Source organism: Desulfitobacterium metallireducens DSM 15288 (assembly GCF_000231405.2).
Classification (GTDB): domain Bacteria; phylum Bacillota; class Desulfitobacteriia; order Desulfitobacteriales; family Desulfitobacteriaceae; genus Desulfitobacterium_A; species Desulfitobacterium_A metallireducens.
The window spans coordinates 1,484,508-1,500,263 of record NZ_CP007032.1 but is presented as its reverse complement, the minus strand read 5'-3'; the positions used below and the strand labels follow the sequence as shown (position 1 = coordinate 1,500,263).

The 15,756-nt window shown below is 41.2% G+C and carries 14 protein-coding genes, 1 tRNA gene and 1 riboswitch; of the genes, 4 read left to right on the top strand and 11 right to left on the bottom strand.

Going from position 1 to position 15,756, the window contains the following annotated elements; translation table 11 throughout:
* Positions 1 to 95: 95 nt before the first annotated feature.
* Entirely contained in the window at positions 96 to 1,241 is a 1,146-nt protein-coding gene (locus tag DESME_RS07220; protein WP_006715375.1) for a PRK06851 family protein, read from the bottom strand.
* A gap of 263 nt (positions 1,242 to 1,504) precedes the next feature.
* On the opposite strand from DESME_RS07220, the gene DESME_RS07215 reads away from it, so the two are divergent.
* Positions 1,505 to 1,795: a zinc-ribbon domain containing protein gene (locus tag DESME_RS07215; RefSeq protein WP_006715376.1), complete on the top strand. Its 291-nt coding sequence runs from the start codon at positions 1,505 to 1,507 to the stop codon at positions 1,793 to 1,795.
* 327 nt (positions 1,796 to 2,122) lie between these two features.
* Here the strand turns inward: DESME_RS07215 and DESME_RS07210 are convergent, their stop codons facing one another.
* Entirely contained in the window at positions 2,123 to 2,497 is a 375-nt protein-coding gene (locus DESME_RS07210; RefSeq protein ID WP_006715378.1) for a NifB/NifX family molybdenum-iron cluster-binding protein, read from the bottom strand.
* A 125-nt stretch (positions 2,498 to 2,622) separates the two neighbouring features.
* Here DESME_RS07210 and DESME_RS07205 point away from each other — a divergent pair, with 125 nt between their 5' ends.
* Both DESME_RS07205 and DESME_RS07200 read left to right on the top strand, forming a co-directional pair.
* Complete coding sequence (locus DESME_RS07205) at positions 2,623 to 3,519, top strand: AAA family ATPase (RefSeq protein WP_006715379.1); 897 nt, start codon at positions 2,623 to 2,625, stop codon at positions 3,517 to 3,519.
* Positions 3,516 to 4,871 (top strand): VWA domain-containing protein, encoded by a 1,356-nt coding sequence (locus tag DESME_RS07200; RefSeq protein WP_006715380.1) that lies wholly within the window; start codon positions 3,516 to 3,518, stop codon positions 4,869 to 4,871. Before DESME_RS07205 ends, DESME_RS07200 begins: the two co-directional genes overlap by 4 nt.
* A gap of 43 nt (positions 4,872 to 4,914) precedes the next feature.
* On the opposite strand, the gene DESME_RS07195 is transcribed toward DESME_RS07200, so the two are convergent.
* Positions 4,915 to 5,937 carry a molybdopterin-binding protein gene (locus DESME_RS07195; protein ID WP_006715381.1) on the bottom strand — a complete coding sequence of 341 codons (1,023 nt, stop codon included), beginning with the start codon at positions 5,935 to 5,937 and terminating at the stop codon, positions 4,915 to 4,917.
* Positions 5,932 to 6,064, bottom strand: a riboswitch (molybdenum cofactor riboswitch). (Overlaps the previous gene by 6 nt.)
* A 96-nt stretch (positions 6,065 to 6,160) precedes the next feature.
* On the opposite strand from DESME_RS07195, the gene DESME_RS07190 reads away from it, so the two are divergent.
* Positions 6,161 to 6,862, top strand: coding sequence for a Crp/Fnr family transcriptional regulator (locus tag DESME_RS07190; protein WP_025248714.1), 702 nt, complete (start codon positions 6,161 to 6,163; stop codon positions 6,860 to 6,862).
* Here the strand turns inward: DESME_RS07190 and DESME_RS07185 are convergent.
* The 8 genes from DESME_RS07185 to DESME_RS07150 all read right to left on the bottom strand — a co-directional run bounded on the left by DESME_RS07185 (position 6,841) and on the right by DESME_RS07150 (position 15,698).
* Positions 6,841 to 7,458, bottom strand: a complete 618-nt coding sequence (locus tag DESME_RS07185) for a 4Fe-4S dicluster domain-containing protein (protein WP_006715383.1) — start codon at positions 7,456 to 7,458, stop codon at positions 6,841 to 6,843. The two genes, DESME_RS07190 and DESME_RS07185, sit on opposite strands and share 22 nt — an antisense overlap.
* 156 nt (positions 7,459 to 7,614) lie before the next feature.
* Positions 7,615 to 7,690: transfer RNA gene (locus tag DESME_RS07180), tRNA-Lys, on the bottom strand.
* Positions 7,691 to 7,770: 80 nt separating this feature from the next.
* The gene (locus DESME_RS07175; protein WP_006715384.1) at positions 7,771 to 8,781 is read right to left on the bottom strand and encodes a M42 family metallopeptidase; all 1,011 of its coding nucleotides are present in this window, start codon (positions 8,779 to 8,781) and stop codon (positions 7,771 to 7,773) included.
* A gap of 22 nt (positions 8,782 to 8,803) precedes the next feature.
* Complete coding sequence (locus DESME_RS07170; RefSeq protein WP_006715385.1) at positions 8,804 to 9,820, bottom strand: M42 family metallopeptidase; 1,017 nt, start codon at positions 9,818 to 9,820, stop codon at positions 8,804 to 8,806.
* Entirely contained in the window at positions 9,811 to 10,908 is a 1,098-nt protein-coding gene (locus DESME_RS07165; protein ID WP_174377956.1) for a M42 family metallopeptidase, read from the bottom strand. The genes DESME_RS07170 and DESME_RS07165 overlap by 10 nt, the downstream gene beginning before the upstream one ends.
* A gap of 88 nt (positions 10,909 to 10,996) precedes the next feature.
* A complete protein-coding gene (gene pepV, locus DESME_RS07160) occupies positions 10,997 to 12,400 on the bottom strand; it encodes a dipeptidase PepV (RefSeq protein WP_006715387.1) in 1,404 nt (467 codons plus the stop codon).
* A 66-nt stretch (positions 12,401 to 12,466) separates the two neighbouring features.
* Positions 12,467 to 14,497, bottom strand: a complete 2,031-nt coding sequence (locus tag DESME_RS07155; protein WP_041484142.1) for a penicillin-binding protein — start codon at positions 14,495 to 14,497, stop codon at positions 12,467 to 12,469.
* Positions 14,498 to 14,720: 223 nt separating this feature from the next.
* The gene (locus DESME_RS07150) at positions 14,721 to 15,698 is read right to left on the bottom strand and encodes a rhomboid family intramembrane serine protease (RefSeq protein ID WP_006715389.1); all 978 of its coding nucleotides are present in this window, start codon (positions 15,696 to 15,698) and stop codon (positions 14,721 to 14,723) included.
* Positions 15,699 to 15,756: the final 58 nt, after the last annotated feature.

The following is a 15,756-nucleotide window of genomic DNA, read 5'->3' as shown; positions in this document are numbered from 1 at the left end:
AAACTTTAATTCAAACTTCTATAATAAACTTTCCAAGGGAGATACAAAAAATGCAAAGCGTACTTTGCATTTTTTGTTGATGCATCATTGCGGATCTAAATTTTAGGAGTTGGGGATAAATTTGTTGTAACCGCGATAGAATGTTCCTCAGCCATATTGAGGATTCTTTGTAACGTTTCTACCCGCTTATCTTCAATAGCTTGGAAATCCATCGCAGGAATATAGTATGTTTCCATTTGATCATGGCTCATTTTTGCCTTCTTTGAATTCGCTAAAGCCCGTTCCAAACTAGTGTTTACACGTTCACTACAAGAAGTTAACTCAGATTTATAGTTTTGTAGTAAAATCTGATCTAAACTTTTATCAAAATCTAACTCTATCACAGTACATTTAAAATCAGGGGTATATGAATAAGGATCTGCATCGATAACAAGACCTACTTTTATTTCTGGAAGAAGGATTAGATCTAATTTTTCGGGATCGAGCGTACTATGAAAATACTCCACACTTAATCCCAGCATTGAAGCACGATTGGAGATACGGGATAAAAAGGTCGATTTGCCTGTACCCGGTTGCCCTTTTAAGGTATACAGAGTCTGCATTCCACTAAGCAGAGAGTCAATATATTGACATTTTCCTTGAGGAGTATGTGCCCAGGCAAATAAGTGGCGTGCTTTTCCATTCCCTGGAGGTGAATTTTTAAAGATGTTCTTCTCAGTTTTTAAGTACATTTTGTTGATATCATCCCAGTTTTGATAGGGTTCAATATAAAATTCCCACTCGTCCATTGCGTTCTTAGCGTCTTTTAAAGAATAATAAGCAGCTTGGAAATAACGGCTTACTTGAAGATTACAGGCCATTATTTCAGCCTTTGATTCAAGCATCTTTGCTTCATTCCAATACTCGCCAAGATTAATAATTTCATCGACAGCACCTGGAGTTTTGGGATCAACGATATGCGGTGCCGTTCCATCAAGAAGAGCTATGTTCAGTTCTGGAATCACTAAACCATCAATTGAATTATTATCCGAAGAGCAACAATGATATTCAATTTCATAGCCTGCCTCGAACATTGATTGAGCAATTTTCTTCATGAAGGTTGACTTACCCACTCCTGGACCGCCCTTGATAACGAAGATATGACGGGCATCTCGCTCGATCATATAATTATAGAAGGAGTAAAAACCTTGATAAGTAATTCCACCGGGAAACATCTTTCTAATCTTTGCTTTTTCAGTCATATACAATACTCCTTTCAAATAATTCCTTTGCAAGATTATAATTATGCAAATACTATTTAAAGGGTGTTAGCGGACAATTCAATTAAATAAATCCTTTTCTTCCTTATCATGGGACTGTAATATTTCTGAATTTTCAAGTATAATTAATTAGAGCCTTAGATGTGTAAGTTAGTTTATCGGACACGTTGGACCAAAACCAGGTGATTTGTGCTACTACTTCCACTCAGGAGGCGCGATTCATGCGTGGAAGGAGGTAGTTTCTTATGGCATTTGAAGACAAAGTATTGGTTTGCCGGGACTGTGGTAACGAATTCATTTTCTCCATTGGTGAACAAGAATTTTTCGCAGAAAAAGGATTTGAAAATGAGCCCACGCGCTGTCCGGCTTGTCGTGCGTCTCGACGCCAACGTGTTGCAGGAGCTGAACGGCCTCGACGTGAAATGTTTCCGGCTATTTGTAGCGATTGCGGGGCTGAGACCCAAGTTCCTTTCCGTCCCTCAGGGGATAAAGCCGTTTATTGCCGGGACTGCTATCAAAGATTAAGAGGATTTTAAGCGTTAGGATTAACTTCTAGAGTTAAAAAGAGGGTGCGTCAAGCGCACCCTCTTTTTAATCAAATGGGATTTCCTTAAATTTTGAATTTTGCGTTCCTTTTGAAAATCAACTACCTTACTCTGGTCGTTTTTTTCCTTTAAAGGTAACGCGACCCTTTTGGACATCAAACTCCGTGTAATGAGGGTCTCTCACACTAATTGGGGATTTGGCACGTGAGACTTTTTTATGAGCTCCCATTCCACATCCATCCTTTCACGGATCTTAAATTTAAAGAAACCACAATCTATTTTTTGTAAAAACGGAATCCCTTATACCTAAATATTAGTTTAGTGTTGATGATGGTCATGGTCATGGCCGTGAGAATGGTCACAGACAGCATCTGTCCCTTTGAAGGTTCCTTTAGCGTAGGACTCTGCAACATCTCGAATCGATCCACTCGCTCCTCTTAGGACTTCTAAGCCATTACTTTCCAACCCTTGAATCGCTCCTGGTCCAATTCCGCCACAAATGACTGTCTCAACCCCTTTTGATTTTAAGAGTTGTGCAATTCCGGCGTGTTGATGCTCGAAACCTTGAGTATCCATTAATTCTTGCTTAAGAACCTGACCATCTCCAATTTCAAAGACTGTGAATGCTTGGCTGCGACCAAAGTGACCATTGACAATCTCTCCTTCAGTCGGTATCGCTATTTTCTTCGCCATATTTATTCGCTCCTTTCACATTCAAAAGCTCTACCCCTAGGGGGTGTCCACACCATAAATATAATCGATGAGTTAAGGAGTGTCAAATAGCCTTTCGCTTTAACTAAAAAAAGGAGGTTCTCGCAATGAGGCTGAATTCACCTACGGAATTAATCCGGTCCTTAGAAGAGCAAGACTATATCCTGGACGAGCAAAAAGGGACGACCTTATTTTTAGCTCTCGCTTTGGACAAGCCCTGTCTTATTGAAGGGCCAGCAGGAGTTGGAAAAACTCAACTCGCTATAGCTTTAGCCAGGGCCTGTAACCGTCCTTTAATTCGATTACAATGTTATGAAGGGCTTGATGCTCAAAAAGCGCTTTATGATTGGAATTATCCCAAACAGCTCTTACGCTTACAAAGTAAAGATTCGAGCTGGAATGATGTTAAATTTGATCTCTATAGTGAGGAATTTATATTGGCCCGTCCCTTGCTTAAAGCGATCTTATCTCCAAAACCTGTCGTATTACTTATTGACGAATTGGATAAGAGTGATGAAGAATTTGAAAGCTTTTTACTCGAACTCTTAGGCGAATTTCAAGTGACAATTCCAGAGCGAGGAACTTTTTACGCTACAACGCGTCCAATCGTCATTTTAACAAGCAATAATACCCGGGAATTGAGTGACGCACTACGAAGACGGTGCGTGCACCTTGAACTCGACTATCCTTCTATATTAAGGGAAATCATGATTCTTGAACGTAAAAATCCCAAGATAGGATCAAAACTGATTGAAGATGTTTGTCAGTTTGTAGCGAAAGTCCGTAAACTTCCCTTACGCAAATTGCCAAGTGTATCCGAAAGTATCGACTTTGTTCAAGCCTTACAGATTCTTAAGCAAGAGCGAATAGACTTGGATCAGCTATCCGGTGCGCTGAACCTCCTTCTTAAATACCCTGGTGACTTAAAAAAATTAGAAGATCGTCTAAAAATCTGGCAAGCTGAAGAAGTTCAGAGAAAAGAACATTCGGGGCAAAACTCATGAATTCAAAGGAGAAACAACTCAACGGGTGGTCTCTTCTTCAATTGATCTATGCTCTGAGGCAGGCTGAATTTTCAATATCGCTTGCTGATCTTGAAAATGTTTCATTTTGCTTAACCCAATTTCCTGAACTTGATCTAAAAACAATGTTGAAAGCCAATTTTGTTCATTCCTCCCACGAGAATCCGCTTTTCGACACTATTTGGTCCATGCTGCTACTGGATTCCTATGGCAACCCTGAACCAAATGAAGAAGCAAATATTCCCTTAGAAGTGCCAATTGCACCCGGTGGTCAAGGTCTAGGACGAGGTTTTGGAGGGGTCAGTGTCTTTCCAAACCCCTCTAGTTTTAAAAGTGAGCTTACATCTCCCCAGAGCCTTCAAACCTACCTTCAGCTTATGCCTCAAGAAATCGAAGTATTAGGAACTGAAGATCAAATTCAGTGGGTATTAGGTCAGATGGGCCTACATCAGGTCCTTAATTTAAAAGAATTGTCTTACCAAAAAGGTGAAATTGCTGAAGATGAATTACAGCAATTTATCACCTTAAAATCTGAATTTCACAAAAAAATTCGTCAACAAATACTATGGAACCGAATCAAAAAGGAAAATCAGTGGGAGCTTCTAAAAGCCGAGCATTGGCTATACAGGCCCCTAGAATCTTTTAACCAAGAAGAAAAAAGCACGGTCCAGCAGGCCCTCAAAATCCTTGGCAAACGCTTAGCACAACGGCCAGGGTTCAGGAAGAAGTCCTCAAGACACGGAGAAATCAGTATCCATCGAGCTATACAGGAACTTGTACAAGGGAACGGGACTATTTTTCGTTTGAGCTACCAAGCGCGTGTTCCACAGAGACCAGAACTTGTTGTTCTTTGTGATATTTCCAACTCAGTTCTCCCCTACTCCAAATTCTTACTTTTCTTAATCTCTCACCTCAAGTTGCGTTTTCGTAAAACCAGGCTTTTTCTTTTCATTGATTCCCTTTGGGATATTACCCATGAGGAAGGTTTCAATACTTTGGACTCGGCCCAAGCCTGGAGTCATCGTAACTCCTCAGGATATTCCGATTACGGGAAAGTACTTTCAGAGTTTCAAAACGATTGGTTACCTCTAATCTCTTCACAGGCAACAGTCTTGATCCTTGGTGATGGGCGAAATAATTATTGTCCTTCTCAAGTTGAATATCTGCAAGAAATTAACAAAAAAGTAAAGCGGGTCTATTGGCTGAATCCTCTTGATAAAAAGGATTGGTACTCATCAGATAATATTCTAAAAGAATACTTGCCTTATTGTACTGGTGTTTTCAGATGCCGAACGATTAAAGATCTTCAGCTCGTAAGCAGAAGGATCTTCTAGATAAACAAAGAGACCCAGAAGGTCTCTTTGTTTCATATCCATATTATTTTCCGAAGGGGCAATGAGGATAGGTGCATTCTGGACATTCTAAACATAATCCACCATGCCCATATTTAACAATATCTTGTCGAGTTAATTTTTCACCTGCTAGAAGCCGAGTTACGACTAAATCAAAAACTGTCGTCCGTGAATACATCACGCAACCCGGTAACCCCATAACTGGAATCCCATCTAGATACGAGAGTAGGAACATCGCTCCAGGTAATACTGGAGCGCCATAGGTAACCAAGTCAGCCCCCATACTCCGAATAGCTGTCGGAGTAAGGTCATCAGGATCAACAGACATACCACCCGTTACAAAAATCATTTCTGCCCCCTGACCAATGAGCTCCCGGATCTTAGCTTGGATCATGGACACATCGTCATCAGCAAAGCTTTGCTCGATAATAACAGAACCCAACTTCTCCGCTTTCTTACGCAGAACCGGACCAAACTTATCCTCAATCCGTCCATGATAGACTTCACTTCCGGTCGTCACGATCCCTATCTTATGAGACCGCAAAGCGCGGATTTGGAGAATCGGTTCTGAAAACTCATGGGCTATACGTTCAGCTTCCAAAACAACTTCACCTTCAACCATGAGCGGCACAACCCGTGTACCCGCAATTTTTTCGCCCTTTTTCACAGGACGATGATTATGAAGTGTTGCCAGAACAACATTTTCGATCGAATTAAGGGCTAAAATACCCTCTTCTGAAGCATAAAGTAAGCCATCATATTCAGCAAGAAGATTGACTTTTCCTTCCTTGGTTTCACTAAAGGTAAGTCCAGGACCTGCTACCGCTTTTGCTAAACGCTCAGCTGCTTCATCTTCATGGATAAGCCCTTTAGCCTGATTCCAAACATAAATATGCTCTTTACCCATACTTAGAAGTACAGGAATGTCTTCTTCCTTCACAATATGCCCCTTGCGAAATCGGGGACCTTTACTTTGTCCAGGAATAATTTGTGTCATATCATGCATGAGTACAGCTCCAACTGCATCCTCAACACGGATTTTCTCCATGCTCTAAATCCTCCTTTTCATTTGGAAGGCCTATCCATTTCTAGATATACCCCGGTTTCAGGAATCCTGAAACGGCCTAGGACCATGGAAACTCTGTAGGTCTCTAGGCTCGGTACAATTATTATAGCATAATTTTTATAAAATTTTAGGCTTATTGATGCTAGAATGGTATGATAATAATAGAATAAACAAATCTAATCTTAAAGGAGTAAAAAAGATCTCCATGATGAAAAATAAGGATGATTTAGAACGATTTTCTCAAAGTTCTCCCTGGGATCAACTTCCTTTAACCTTCTGGGAACTCTGTCAATTGCATAGTCGTGTTCGGCATTATTCATCTAAACAGTATCTGTTTTTTTCTGGGGAAGAAGCGAACACCTTCTTTCTTCTATTGAAGGGCAGAGTTGAATTATTATTAATGAGTGAATTTACAGAGAAAATCTTTAGAGTTATTCAGGCTCCAAATTTCTTTCCCGAAGTCGCTCTTGATGGGAAGACTTATCCGTATGCCGCTTTAGCTGTAGAAAATTCTGAAGTACTGGTCCTTGATCGAACGATCTTATTACGTTACCTTAATGAAAACCCTCAAGCCCTGATGCCTTTTTATCAAAGTATGGCTTTAGATTTAAGACGTGCTTATCGCCAGATTAAAAACGTGGCCCTTGGCGATGCGCGATCACGTCTTGGCGCAAAATTATTTGCCTTGTCTCATGCCCATGGTCAGCCTGTGGGAGATGGCATTTTGATCACAATTCCACTCTCGACAACTGAATTAGCTGGCATGTGCAGCTTAGCTCGCGAATCTGTAAGCCGAATCTTAGGCGAACTTAAAGAATTAGAGATCATCGAAGTCGAACGAAAGAAAATCAAGATATTAAATAAGGAAAAATTAAGGGAATGGGTTCATGAACGACTGGGTTCATAAACCCATTTATTACGCTCGAGATAATGACTCAGCCTTTCTTCGGTTAACCCCTGATTACAATAATCTTGGAGTATACTCAAAATCCACTTCTTAGCCTCTTGCCCTGTTCTGACCTGCCCTACGTTTTTAGCAAATTGAGGATGCCGGCCTAAGCGGCCTCCTAAACTAAGTAACCATCCTGATTCTTTAGCACTGATTCTTTCAGTCGGGCAACTACGAATACATTCGCCACAAGATATACACTCTTGAGTGTCAATAGCAATCCCATCCTCAGACCACGAAATCGCATTTTCCTGACAAACAGAGATGCAAGTTTGGCATTCTGAACAATCATTTCCAGAAAGTTGAGGAGTCATGAAGCCTGTTACTCCGATATCTTTTATTTGAGGTCGCGAACATCCATTGGGACATCCTGCCAAAGCAATTTTAGGGATATGGTGGAATTGGAAGGATTGAAAACGTTCCTCAAGCGTTGCTTTTAGGTTAAGTTCCTGGATCTCTTTTTCAAGTTGTGTATAAAATCCGGTCCAATCTTTAGTAGCCTTAGGGCAATGATCGCGGCAATGGTCCAAAATATAACTAGGTAATTTCGCCATTCTCTAACCTCCAAACTCACATATTCTAACGAACGAACAATAATTAAACTCAGTCTATCAAAGAAAGTGTAAGTTATCTGTGGTCTATGTCACAATTTACAAAGCAATATAAAAAGCAAGTATCTTAGATAAGACACTTGCGCTTAAAACTTATTATGGTGCGCCACCAGGGATTCGGACCCTGGACCTGCCGATTAAGAGTCGGATGCTCTACCAGCTGAGCTAGTGGCGCGTATCGAAACGACTCATTTATTATATATCTATCAATATTAAAATACAAGACTTTTCGACAAGAAAATATTAATAGATAAATTAGAAAGGAACAAGACCTTCAAGCAGAGCTACGAGGAGGTTAACCGCTGCTTCAACATCCTCGGTATCAATCATTTCGGATGGACTATGAACGTATCGCGTTGGAACAGAGAGTACTCCCGCTGGAATTCCACCTTTCGTCAGGTGAATGGCTCCTGAATCTGTACCTCCAAATTCGAGGACTTCCCATTGGTAAGGAATTTGCTGCTTTTCAGCTGTATCAGCCATCCACTGTTTGACTTTTGGAGGAGTGATCATGGAGCGATCAAAAACTTTAATCGCGACACCACTCCCCAGCTTAACTTCCATAGGATGGGCTTTAGGCGTATCTCCGGTTAGCGTTACATCAACTGCAATTGCAACATCAGATTCAAGCGCATAGGCCGCAGTTTGTGCCCCTCTAAGCCCCACTTCTTCCTGAACCGTAAAAGCAATAGAGATTTCATGTTCCGACTGAACCCGCTTTAGTGCTTCAATTGCAACAAAGCAACCCACGCGATTATCTAAGGCTTTTGAAACGATACGCGAACCATTGTGTACAAATTCTCCAATGAATACTGCACTATCTCCGATGCGGACAATTTTAGCCGCTTCTTCTTGGTTCGCTGCACCAATATCGAGATAAAGTTTAGAGAGTTTTAAGTCGGAAGGCTTCTCTAATTTCTCCACACCAATGACACCCGTTCGGCCATTTTGGAATCGAACTCTGCGGTGTGGCAATTCGTCAACATGAACTCCACCAACAGTTGTGAATCGTAAAAATCCTCTTTCATTGATATGCGTAACCATGACCCCGATTTCATCCATATGGGCAGCCACCATGATCTTTTTTCCGCTCCCCTTGCGGACCGCAATGAGGTTACCTAGTCTATCCTGAGCAAGTGTATCACAATAAGGGCGAATAACCTCCGAGATTTGTTCGGCAATTGCTTTTTCCACCCCAGAAGGAGCATAAATTTGAGTTAGACGCTCTAATAAGGAATAGTCTAACTTATCTTGTTCATTAGACATTTTCTAGTCCTCCTTTAATCGACTAAAATTTAAAATCATTTGGAATGGCTTTAAGAATCTCTTCTAAAAGTTGTATCGTATGGTCAATATCTTCTTGCTTAACTAACGATACTGTTGAATGAATATACCGGCAAGGAACATTGATCGATAGCGTTGGTATACCTGCCCTGCTTGAATGAATCTTACCCGCATCATTACTCCCGCTCGTTCCCCGTCGAAATTGAAACGGGATTCCTCTTTTTTGAGCGATATCCACGATTTTCCGTATCAGTTCTGGATTATATAGCGTAGTCTGGTCCTGAATAGAAAGAGCTGGACCTTTACCGAGCTCCGTAACCCATTCCTCTTCTTCAATATGAGCCATATCTGCCGAAATTGTTCCTTCTACGACAATTGCCAAGTCTGGCTGAACATGATAAGCAGCTACTTTCGCCCCCCGCAAACCGACCTCTTCCTGAACGGTAAAAGCAGCTACTAAATTCAGATCGAATTTTCTTTTCAAAATTTCAGTGAGCACATAACATCCTACGCGATCATCAAAGGCCTTCCCCTTAAAAAAGCCTTGACCTATAGCTTCAAACTCTGTCGTAAAGTAAGCATAATCTCCTAAGTTCACATGCTTGCTAGCTTCTTCTTTTGATTTGGCCCCAATATCAATGTAGAGTTGTTCAAGTTTAAGCGCTTTCTGACGTTCCTGAACCTTTTGAAGATGAATAGCCTTAGCCCCTATAATCCCGTTTATTCCTGAAACTTTTATAGGTTTGGAAACAAGAACCCGAGGATCGATCCCACCAACAGGACGAAATTTTAAAAATCCATCTGTCGTAATTTCCGTGATCATAAGTGCAACTTCATCCATATGCGCTGCCAGGAGAATTTTAGGGGTATTCTCTGAACCCTGTTTTGTGGCAATAAGATTTCCGATTTTATCAACAGAAATTGAATCCACCCAAGCAGTGATTTCTTCTCGTAATAGGTCACGGACTTCCTTTTCAGCCCCTGACGTCCCCTGTAATTCGCTTAGTTTCTTTAATAACATAAACTTCCCTCCAAGTCCTCCGGCAAGCTAGCAATGAAATGGGCGAGCAAAAGCCCAGAATTGATGACATCTTGCATATCTAGAGTTTCAACAGAAGTATGCATATACCTGAGGGGAATAGAGAGTAACCCTGTGGGGATGCCAGCTTGAGCGACCTGAATCGCCCACGCGTCCGTTCCGGTCATCCCTGCAACGGGTTCTATTTGAAAAGGAATGCGCTCATTTTGAGCGACCTCAGTTAAGCTTGCGTAGACGAGAGGGTGAATATTGGGACCGAGAGCGATTGCTGGCCCTTTTCCTAATTCAATACTAACCTGCCCCTTCGTATCAGGAGTTGCTGCATGGGTTACGTCGATAGCGATAGCAAGGTCTGGATTTAAAGTATAGGCACTGGTTAAAGCCCCACGAAGACCTACCTCCTCCTGGGTCGTAGTTACAGCTATAACATCGTGTGCATGATGTAAACGGTCAAGCTCCTGAAGACAGATCTGCATGACAACTACCCCGGCCCTATCATCTAAGGATTTTCCGGCACGAAGTCCCCCAAGCAGTTCAAGAGGAGTCCGTTTGAGCGTAATAACATCTCCAATTTGGACCATTTTTTGGATTTCCACAAAAGAAAGTCCAACATCAATTCCCATATCTTCAATTTTTACTGCCTTGTCACCATCTTCACGTACTAGATGAGGAGGCATAGCACCAATAACTCCGGGGATGGGTTGACGGCCATGAATGATAACTTCCTGAGAAAGAAGAGTTCGTTGATCTACTCCCCCAACTGTGGTAAACCGCAAAAAGCCTCGAGGATCAATTTTTTTGACCATTAAACCAATTTCATCCATATGTGCTGCGAGCATTATTTTATAACGCCCCACTTCTCCGTTTTTGTGAGCATAAATATTCCCGAAACGATCGATTTGAACCTCCTCAGCAATGGTCTGAAATTCTTGAATAACAAGAGGAGCGATTGTGCGTTCATATCCGGAAACGCCATGATGTTCTGATAGTTTCTTTAAAAATTCCTTGGCATGTTGAACACGTTCATTTTCCACGGTCTTCACCTTCCTAAGAAACAGAATACTAATCATTATAAATAGATATATAAGATAGCCCTTCTATATTTATTTATAAAAGGGCGAAATGCGTTTCATTCATAAAAGGAAATAAGTTTTTTAGTTAGTCGCGATAATTTGGATCTAAAGCAAGGTTTAAAATAGCCTGTGCATAGACTTTCGTCGTTAAGATCAAATTATCAATCGTGATATATTCATCTGGGCAATGGATAATTTCGGGTTCCCCAGGTAATGTTGGACCGAAGGCAACCCCTTGAGGCATTACCTTGGCATAAGTTCCTCCACCGATGGCGAAGGCCTCACCTTCGTTACCCGTCACATTGGTATATGCGCTTAACAATGCGGTTACGATGGGGCTATCTTTAGGAACATAATGTGGGTTCTGATTCTCGTCGATTCTTATTATAAAACCTTTAGCTGAAGCAATTTGTTTTATGGGTTTAAGCACGTCCGCCTCTTTAAAAGTTACTGGATAGCGAATATCGATGACAAAGGAGATTTTATCTGAGGTCAAATTCATAATTCCTAAGTTTAAGGAAAGTTTACCCGAAGGTTCATCACTTAAAGTGATGCCAAAGCCTTCCCCGCCAAAACCTGTTCCCGGATATTGATTCAACCAGTTAATGAGATGTAGTTCTTCATAGTTTAAGGGCAATGTTTCTAAAAAGCGCAAGGCATAAAGTACAGCATTTTTTCCGTTTTGTGGCATACTTCCATGTGCTCCAGCCCCCTGGAATACAATCTGAAGCGGCGAGGCATTTGAATGAGACTCGATATGCGCGGTTACCCCTTCTGGAAAATTAAAGTCATTTAATTGAGTTGTAACTTCTTGAAAATTCAAATCTTTTAGAGTGACTCGACAAAGGTCAGGAACTACATTAGCGCGTTCGCCGCCTTGAACCAGAAGCACATGGGGTAATTGATCATATTCCTTTGATAATTCAAGATGGAGAATCCCTTTTTCAGCATGAATAAGAGGAAATTCAGCATCAGGTGCAAATCCTATTTCGGGAAGATCTGAATGCTGCTTGTAGTAATCCATATCTGCCCAACCCGATTCTTCATCCGTCCCTAGAATCAGACGGACCCGTTTAGTTAAAGGAAGTCCTGCATTCTTAATTGCTTTCATCGCAAATAAAGCTGCCAAGCTTGGCCCCTTGTCATCAGTAGCTCCCCTACCGTAAATTCTTTCATCCCCAATTTGACCGCTAAAAGGAGGTGCAGACCACCCATCTCCTGCAGGAACGACATCTAAATGACCTAGAATTCCTAGGAGTTTTCCTTCTCCCATTTCAATATGTCCCGCATAGCCCTCAAAATTATGAACTGCAAATCCTAATTTTTCACCCAATGCAAGTGTCCACTCTAGGCAATGTTGAATTTTAATTCCAAACGGTGCACCTGGACCCGCTTTTTCTAAGTCTTTCACACTGTCTAATTGGATACATTTTTGGACAGCCGTAATCAGTTCTTCTTTCAATTCATCAATTTCTTGATCTAGACGCATCCTAATTCCTCCATTTTTTCTTTATACTCTTTTATACTACCCTTATCCTCCATCAAAGTTGTACTTTTAGGGTGAATTCTCCTCTTGAACTGGATTTATTAAATCATTCAGGGGTGAAAACTTTATCTCGACTGTTGAGCCTTTGTTAACCACTTGACCAGGAGCAGGATTTTGAGATAGAGCTAGGCCGGTTCCAGAGAAGCTAAAATGAAGTTCAGCTTTTGCAAGCACATCTCCAGCTTGACGAAGAGTTAAGCCCGTCACGTCAGGTATGACTGTCTCCCCTGCAAGAGGTTGACGAACAGGAGTAAACGGTTGAGGCATAGGACGAACAAAGTTCTGAACAGGCAAAGTAGAGACTATGCTCTGTGTTTCCTTAGCAACAGGAATTCCATAATATTGTAAAGCCCCTTCAATAATAGCTTTAGCTCGAGGCCCGCCGAGGGTTCCTCCTTGGTGGCTATCTCCACGTGGAGTATCAATGGTTACAAGTACTGCAATTTTGGGATTATCTGCAGGCGCAAAGGCTGCAAATGAAGCAATAAAATCAGTCGTTGAATATCCTCCAGTCTTAGGGTCCACTTTCTGTGCCGTTCCAGTTTTCCCAGCCACGCGAATACCCGGAATCTGTGCGAGACGTCCGGTCCCTTCATCCACGACCTTTTCAAGAATCTTGGTCATTTGGTCTGCTGTCGTTTTAGAAACGACTTTTCTAACGGGTGTTGGGTTGTTTTGTTTCACTGTGCCATCCTGGTACTCAATTTTATCGACAACATAGGGTTGATAGAGGGTTCCTCCATTAGCAACAGCAGAGATTGCAGACAAGAGCTGGATAGGGGTGACTAGGTTGGCCTGCCCAAAGGACATTGTCGCGAGATCAATCGGTCTTGCCTGATCCTGAGGTACAAGTAATCCACTTTCTTCCCCAGCAAGATCAATTCCCGTTTTGCTTCCAAACCCGAAGGCCTTGAGATAGGTATAAAAAGGGGTTATCTCTAACTTCATTCCAACTTGGGCAAGGACAACGTTATCAGATAGTTCCATGCCTTGGGTAAAATCTAGCCAGCCATGAATTGAGGTATCTGAGTCCCAATTTGTAATCACACGAGAACCGACTTTGTAATATCCAGGATCCTCAAATTTTTCATCAGGGGTTATAACTCCCTCTTCAAGGGCAGCTGAACCCGTTATAATTTTAAAAGTAGAACCGGGTTCATAAGACATACTCGTACTTAGGTTCTTACGATTTTCTGGATTAGTTTGATTATAGTCATTTGGATTAAAATTAGGACGCGACCCCATACCTAAGACTTTTCCAGTCATAGGATCCATGGCTAGAATTGAAATTCGGTTTGCTTTTGTCGTTTTGGCTAAATCATCAAGTTGTTGTTCAACTAAATATTGGATCGTTGAGTCAAGTGTCATTGTTAAATTAGCGCCTTTTTGAGGAGTTCCACTATTATGTATAGTTTCTAATACGGACGATAATCCAGAATCTTGTTGCTGCGAGGTATAACCGGGAGTCCCATAAAGATCTTTATCATAGTACGCTTCAACCCCTTCAGCTCCGTGTCCTTCAAGATTAACAATTCCTAAAACAGAAGAGGCCAGTGTTTCCATGGGATAAACCCGTTTCTGTTCGTCTTCAAAGCCGACACCAGGAATCTTTAATGCTTGAATTTTCTCGACCTTTTCTAAATCTACTTGATGGGCTAAGCTAACCCAAGCAAGATCTTTATTCAATTTATCCAAGATGTCTGTACTATTTACTCCAAGAATGTCCCCGAGCTTATTCGCAATATCCTGCTTGTCATAGTCCTTACCATCAGCTATAAGTGCATTCAAGGTTCTTGGATCCGCATAGACTTTCTTAGCCGGAATACTTTGAGCAAGTACATGCCCTTGAGCATCCAATATTTGTCCTCGTTCAGGCTGAATGCTCTGATCTTGTGTACGCCGTTCAATACCTAAAGCCTTAAGGTCGGATGCCTGAACAACCTGCATCATGACTAATTTACTGATAATCGAAAACACAAATGCAAATAAAAATAGATAAACGAATTTTTCACGTGTAAAGTATCTCTTTTTACGTATCATTTTCTTGGGAGTTTTCAAATCTGTTCCACTCTCTCTCAAACATCTTTCTATTTAGCTACAAAATAACTTAATCATTTTGATTATAGCATGTTCAGGAGCAACGAAGTAGCTCACTTTTCTTAACTATCGATAGTATCCAAAAATACCACCTCGCTAAGAACTGTGAGCTACAATTCTATTTTCTCCTCGAACCGTAAAAGCATGCGGAGTGTAGAAATGTATTTTATGGAAATAAAAAACCAATAGCTAATCCAATAAGCAACCCCCCTAGATGAGCATAAATATCAATCTGGGGTTGAATTAATCCTATTCCTAAATTGATAGCAATAATAACAACGAGGTTTTTTCCAAACCCAGACTTCCATAATCGGGGGTTTTTCCAACTATACGGGACCAAGGCACCTAAAATTCCAAAGATAGCTCCGGAAGCTCCGGCAGAAAGTGCGTCTGTGAAAAGAAAACTGGTCACAGAACCAGCTAGTCCACTCAATAAATAAATAAAAAGAAAGCGCCAACGTCCAAAACGTTCCTCACTAAAGGAACCCAGTATCCATAAGGCGTAGATATTAAAGGCAAGATGCAGAAATCCAATATGAATAAACATACTTGTAAAAAGACGCCAAACTTGTCCTTGAAGAATCAGTTCATTAACTTTTGCACCAAATAAAATAAGATTTTTTGTATTAGTTGAACCACCCGCCAAGGTCATCAAGCTAAAAACGATAATATTGATCGCAGCTAAAATAATCGTAACATAGGGCACAAATTTGTTAGTTCGAAAAAATTCGAAGTATTTATCTCTCTCAGTAGTCCCAATGTATGAAGGATGAGCCTGATTATTGATTGTCAAGTAAGTAAGAAGCCAATCTATTGTTTTTTGCTTTGGATTTGGGGGATACGGAAATGCGAGTCCAGTTTGGAGATCGATGAACCAGGCTTGGATGTTTTTAAGAACGGGTTGTTCAAGATCCTGAGAGCTTAATCCTTCTGGACAGAAAACAAAGGCTTCCCATTCCCTCACTTCAGGATCAATAGGAACTTGTGAAATAAGCTGGTTAGTCTGATAAGACCAAAAGAGCAGCCCGCGATTTTCTTTCTTTGCGGTGTACCAACCCGAGCTTAAAGTCTCAATTGACCAGCCATCATAACCAAGGTTATATAAAATCTGCTGATAGATATGCGCCGTCTCCTCTCTAGTCATGGTTAGCACTTAAGCTTATAGTTACCATTTTAAAGGGCAAGACTTAAGCTGTCAAAAA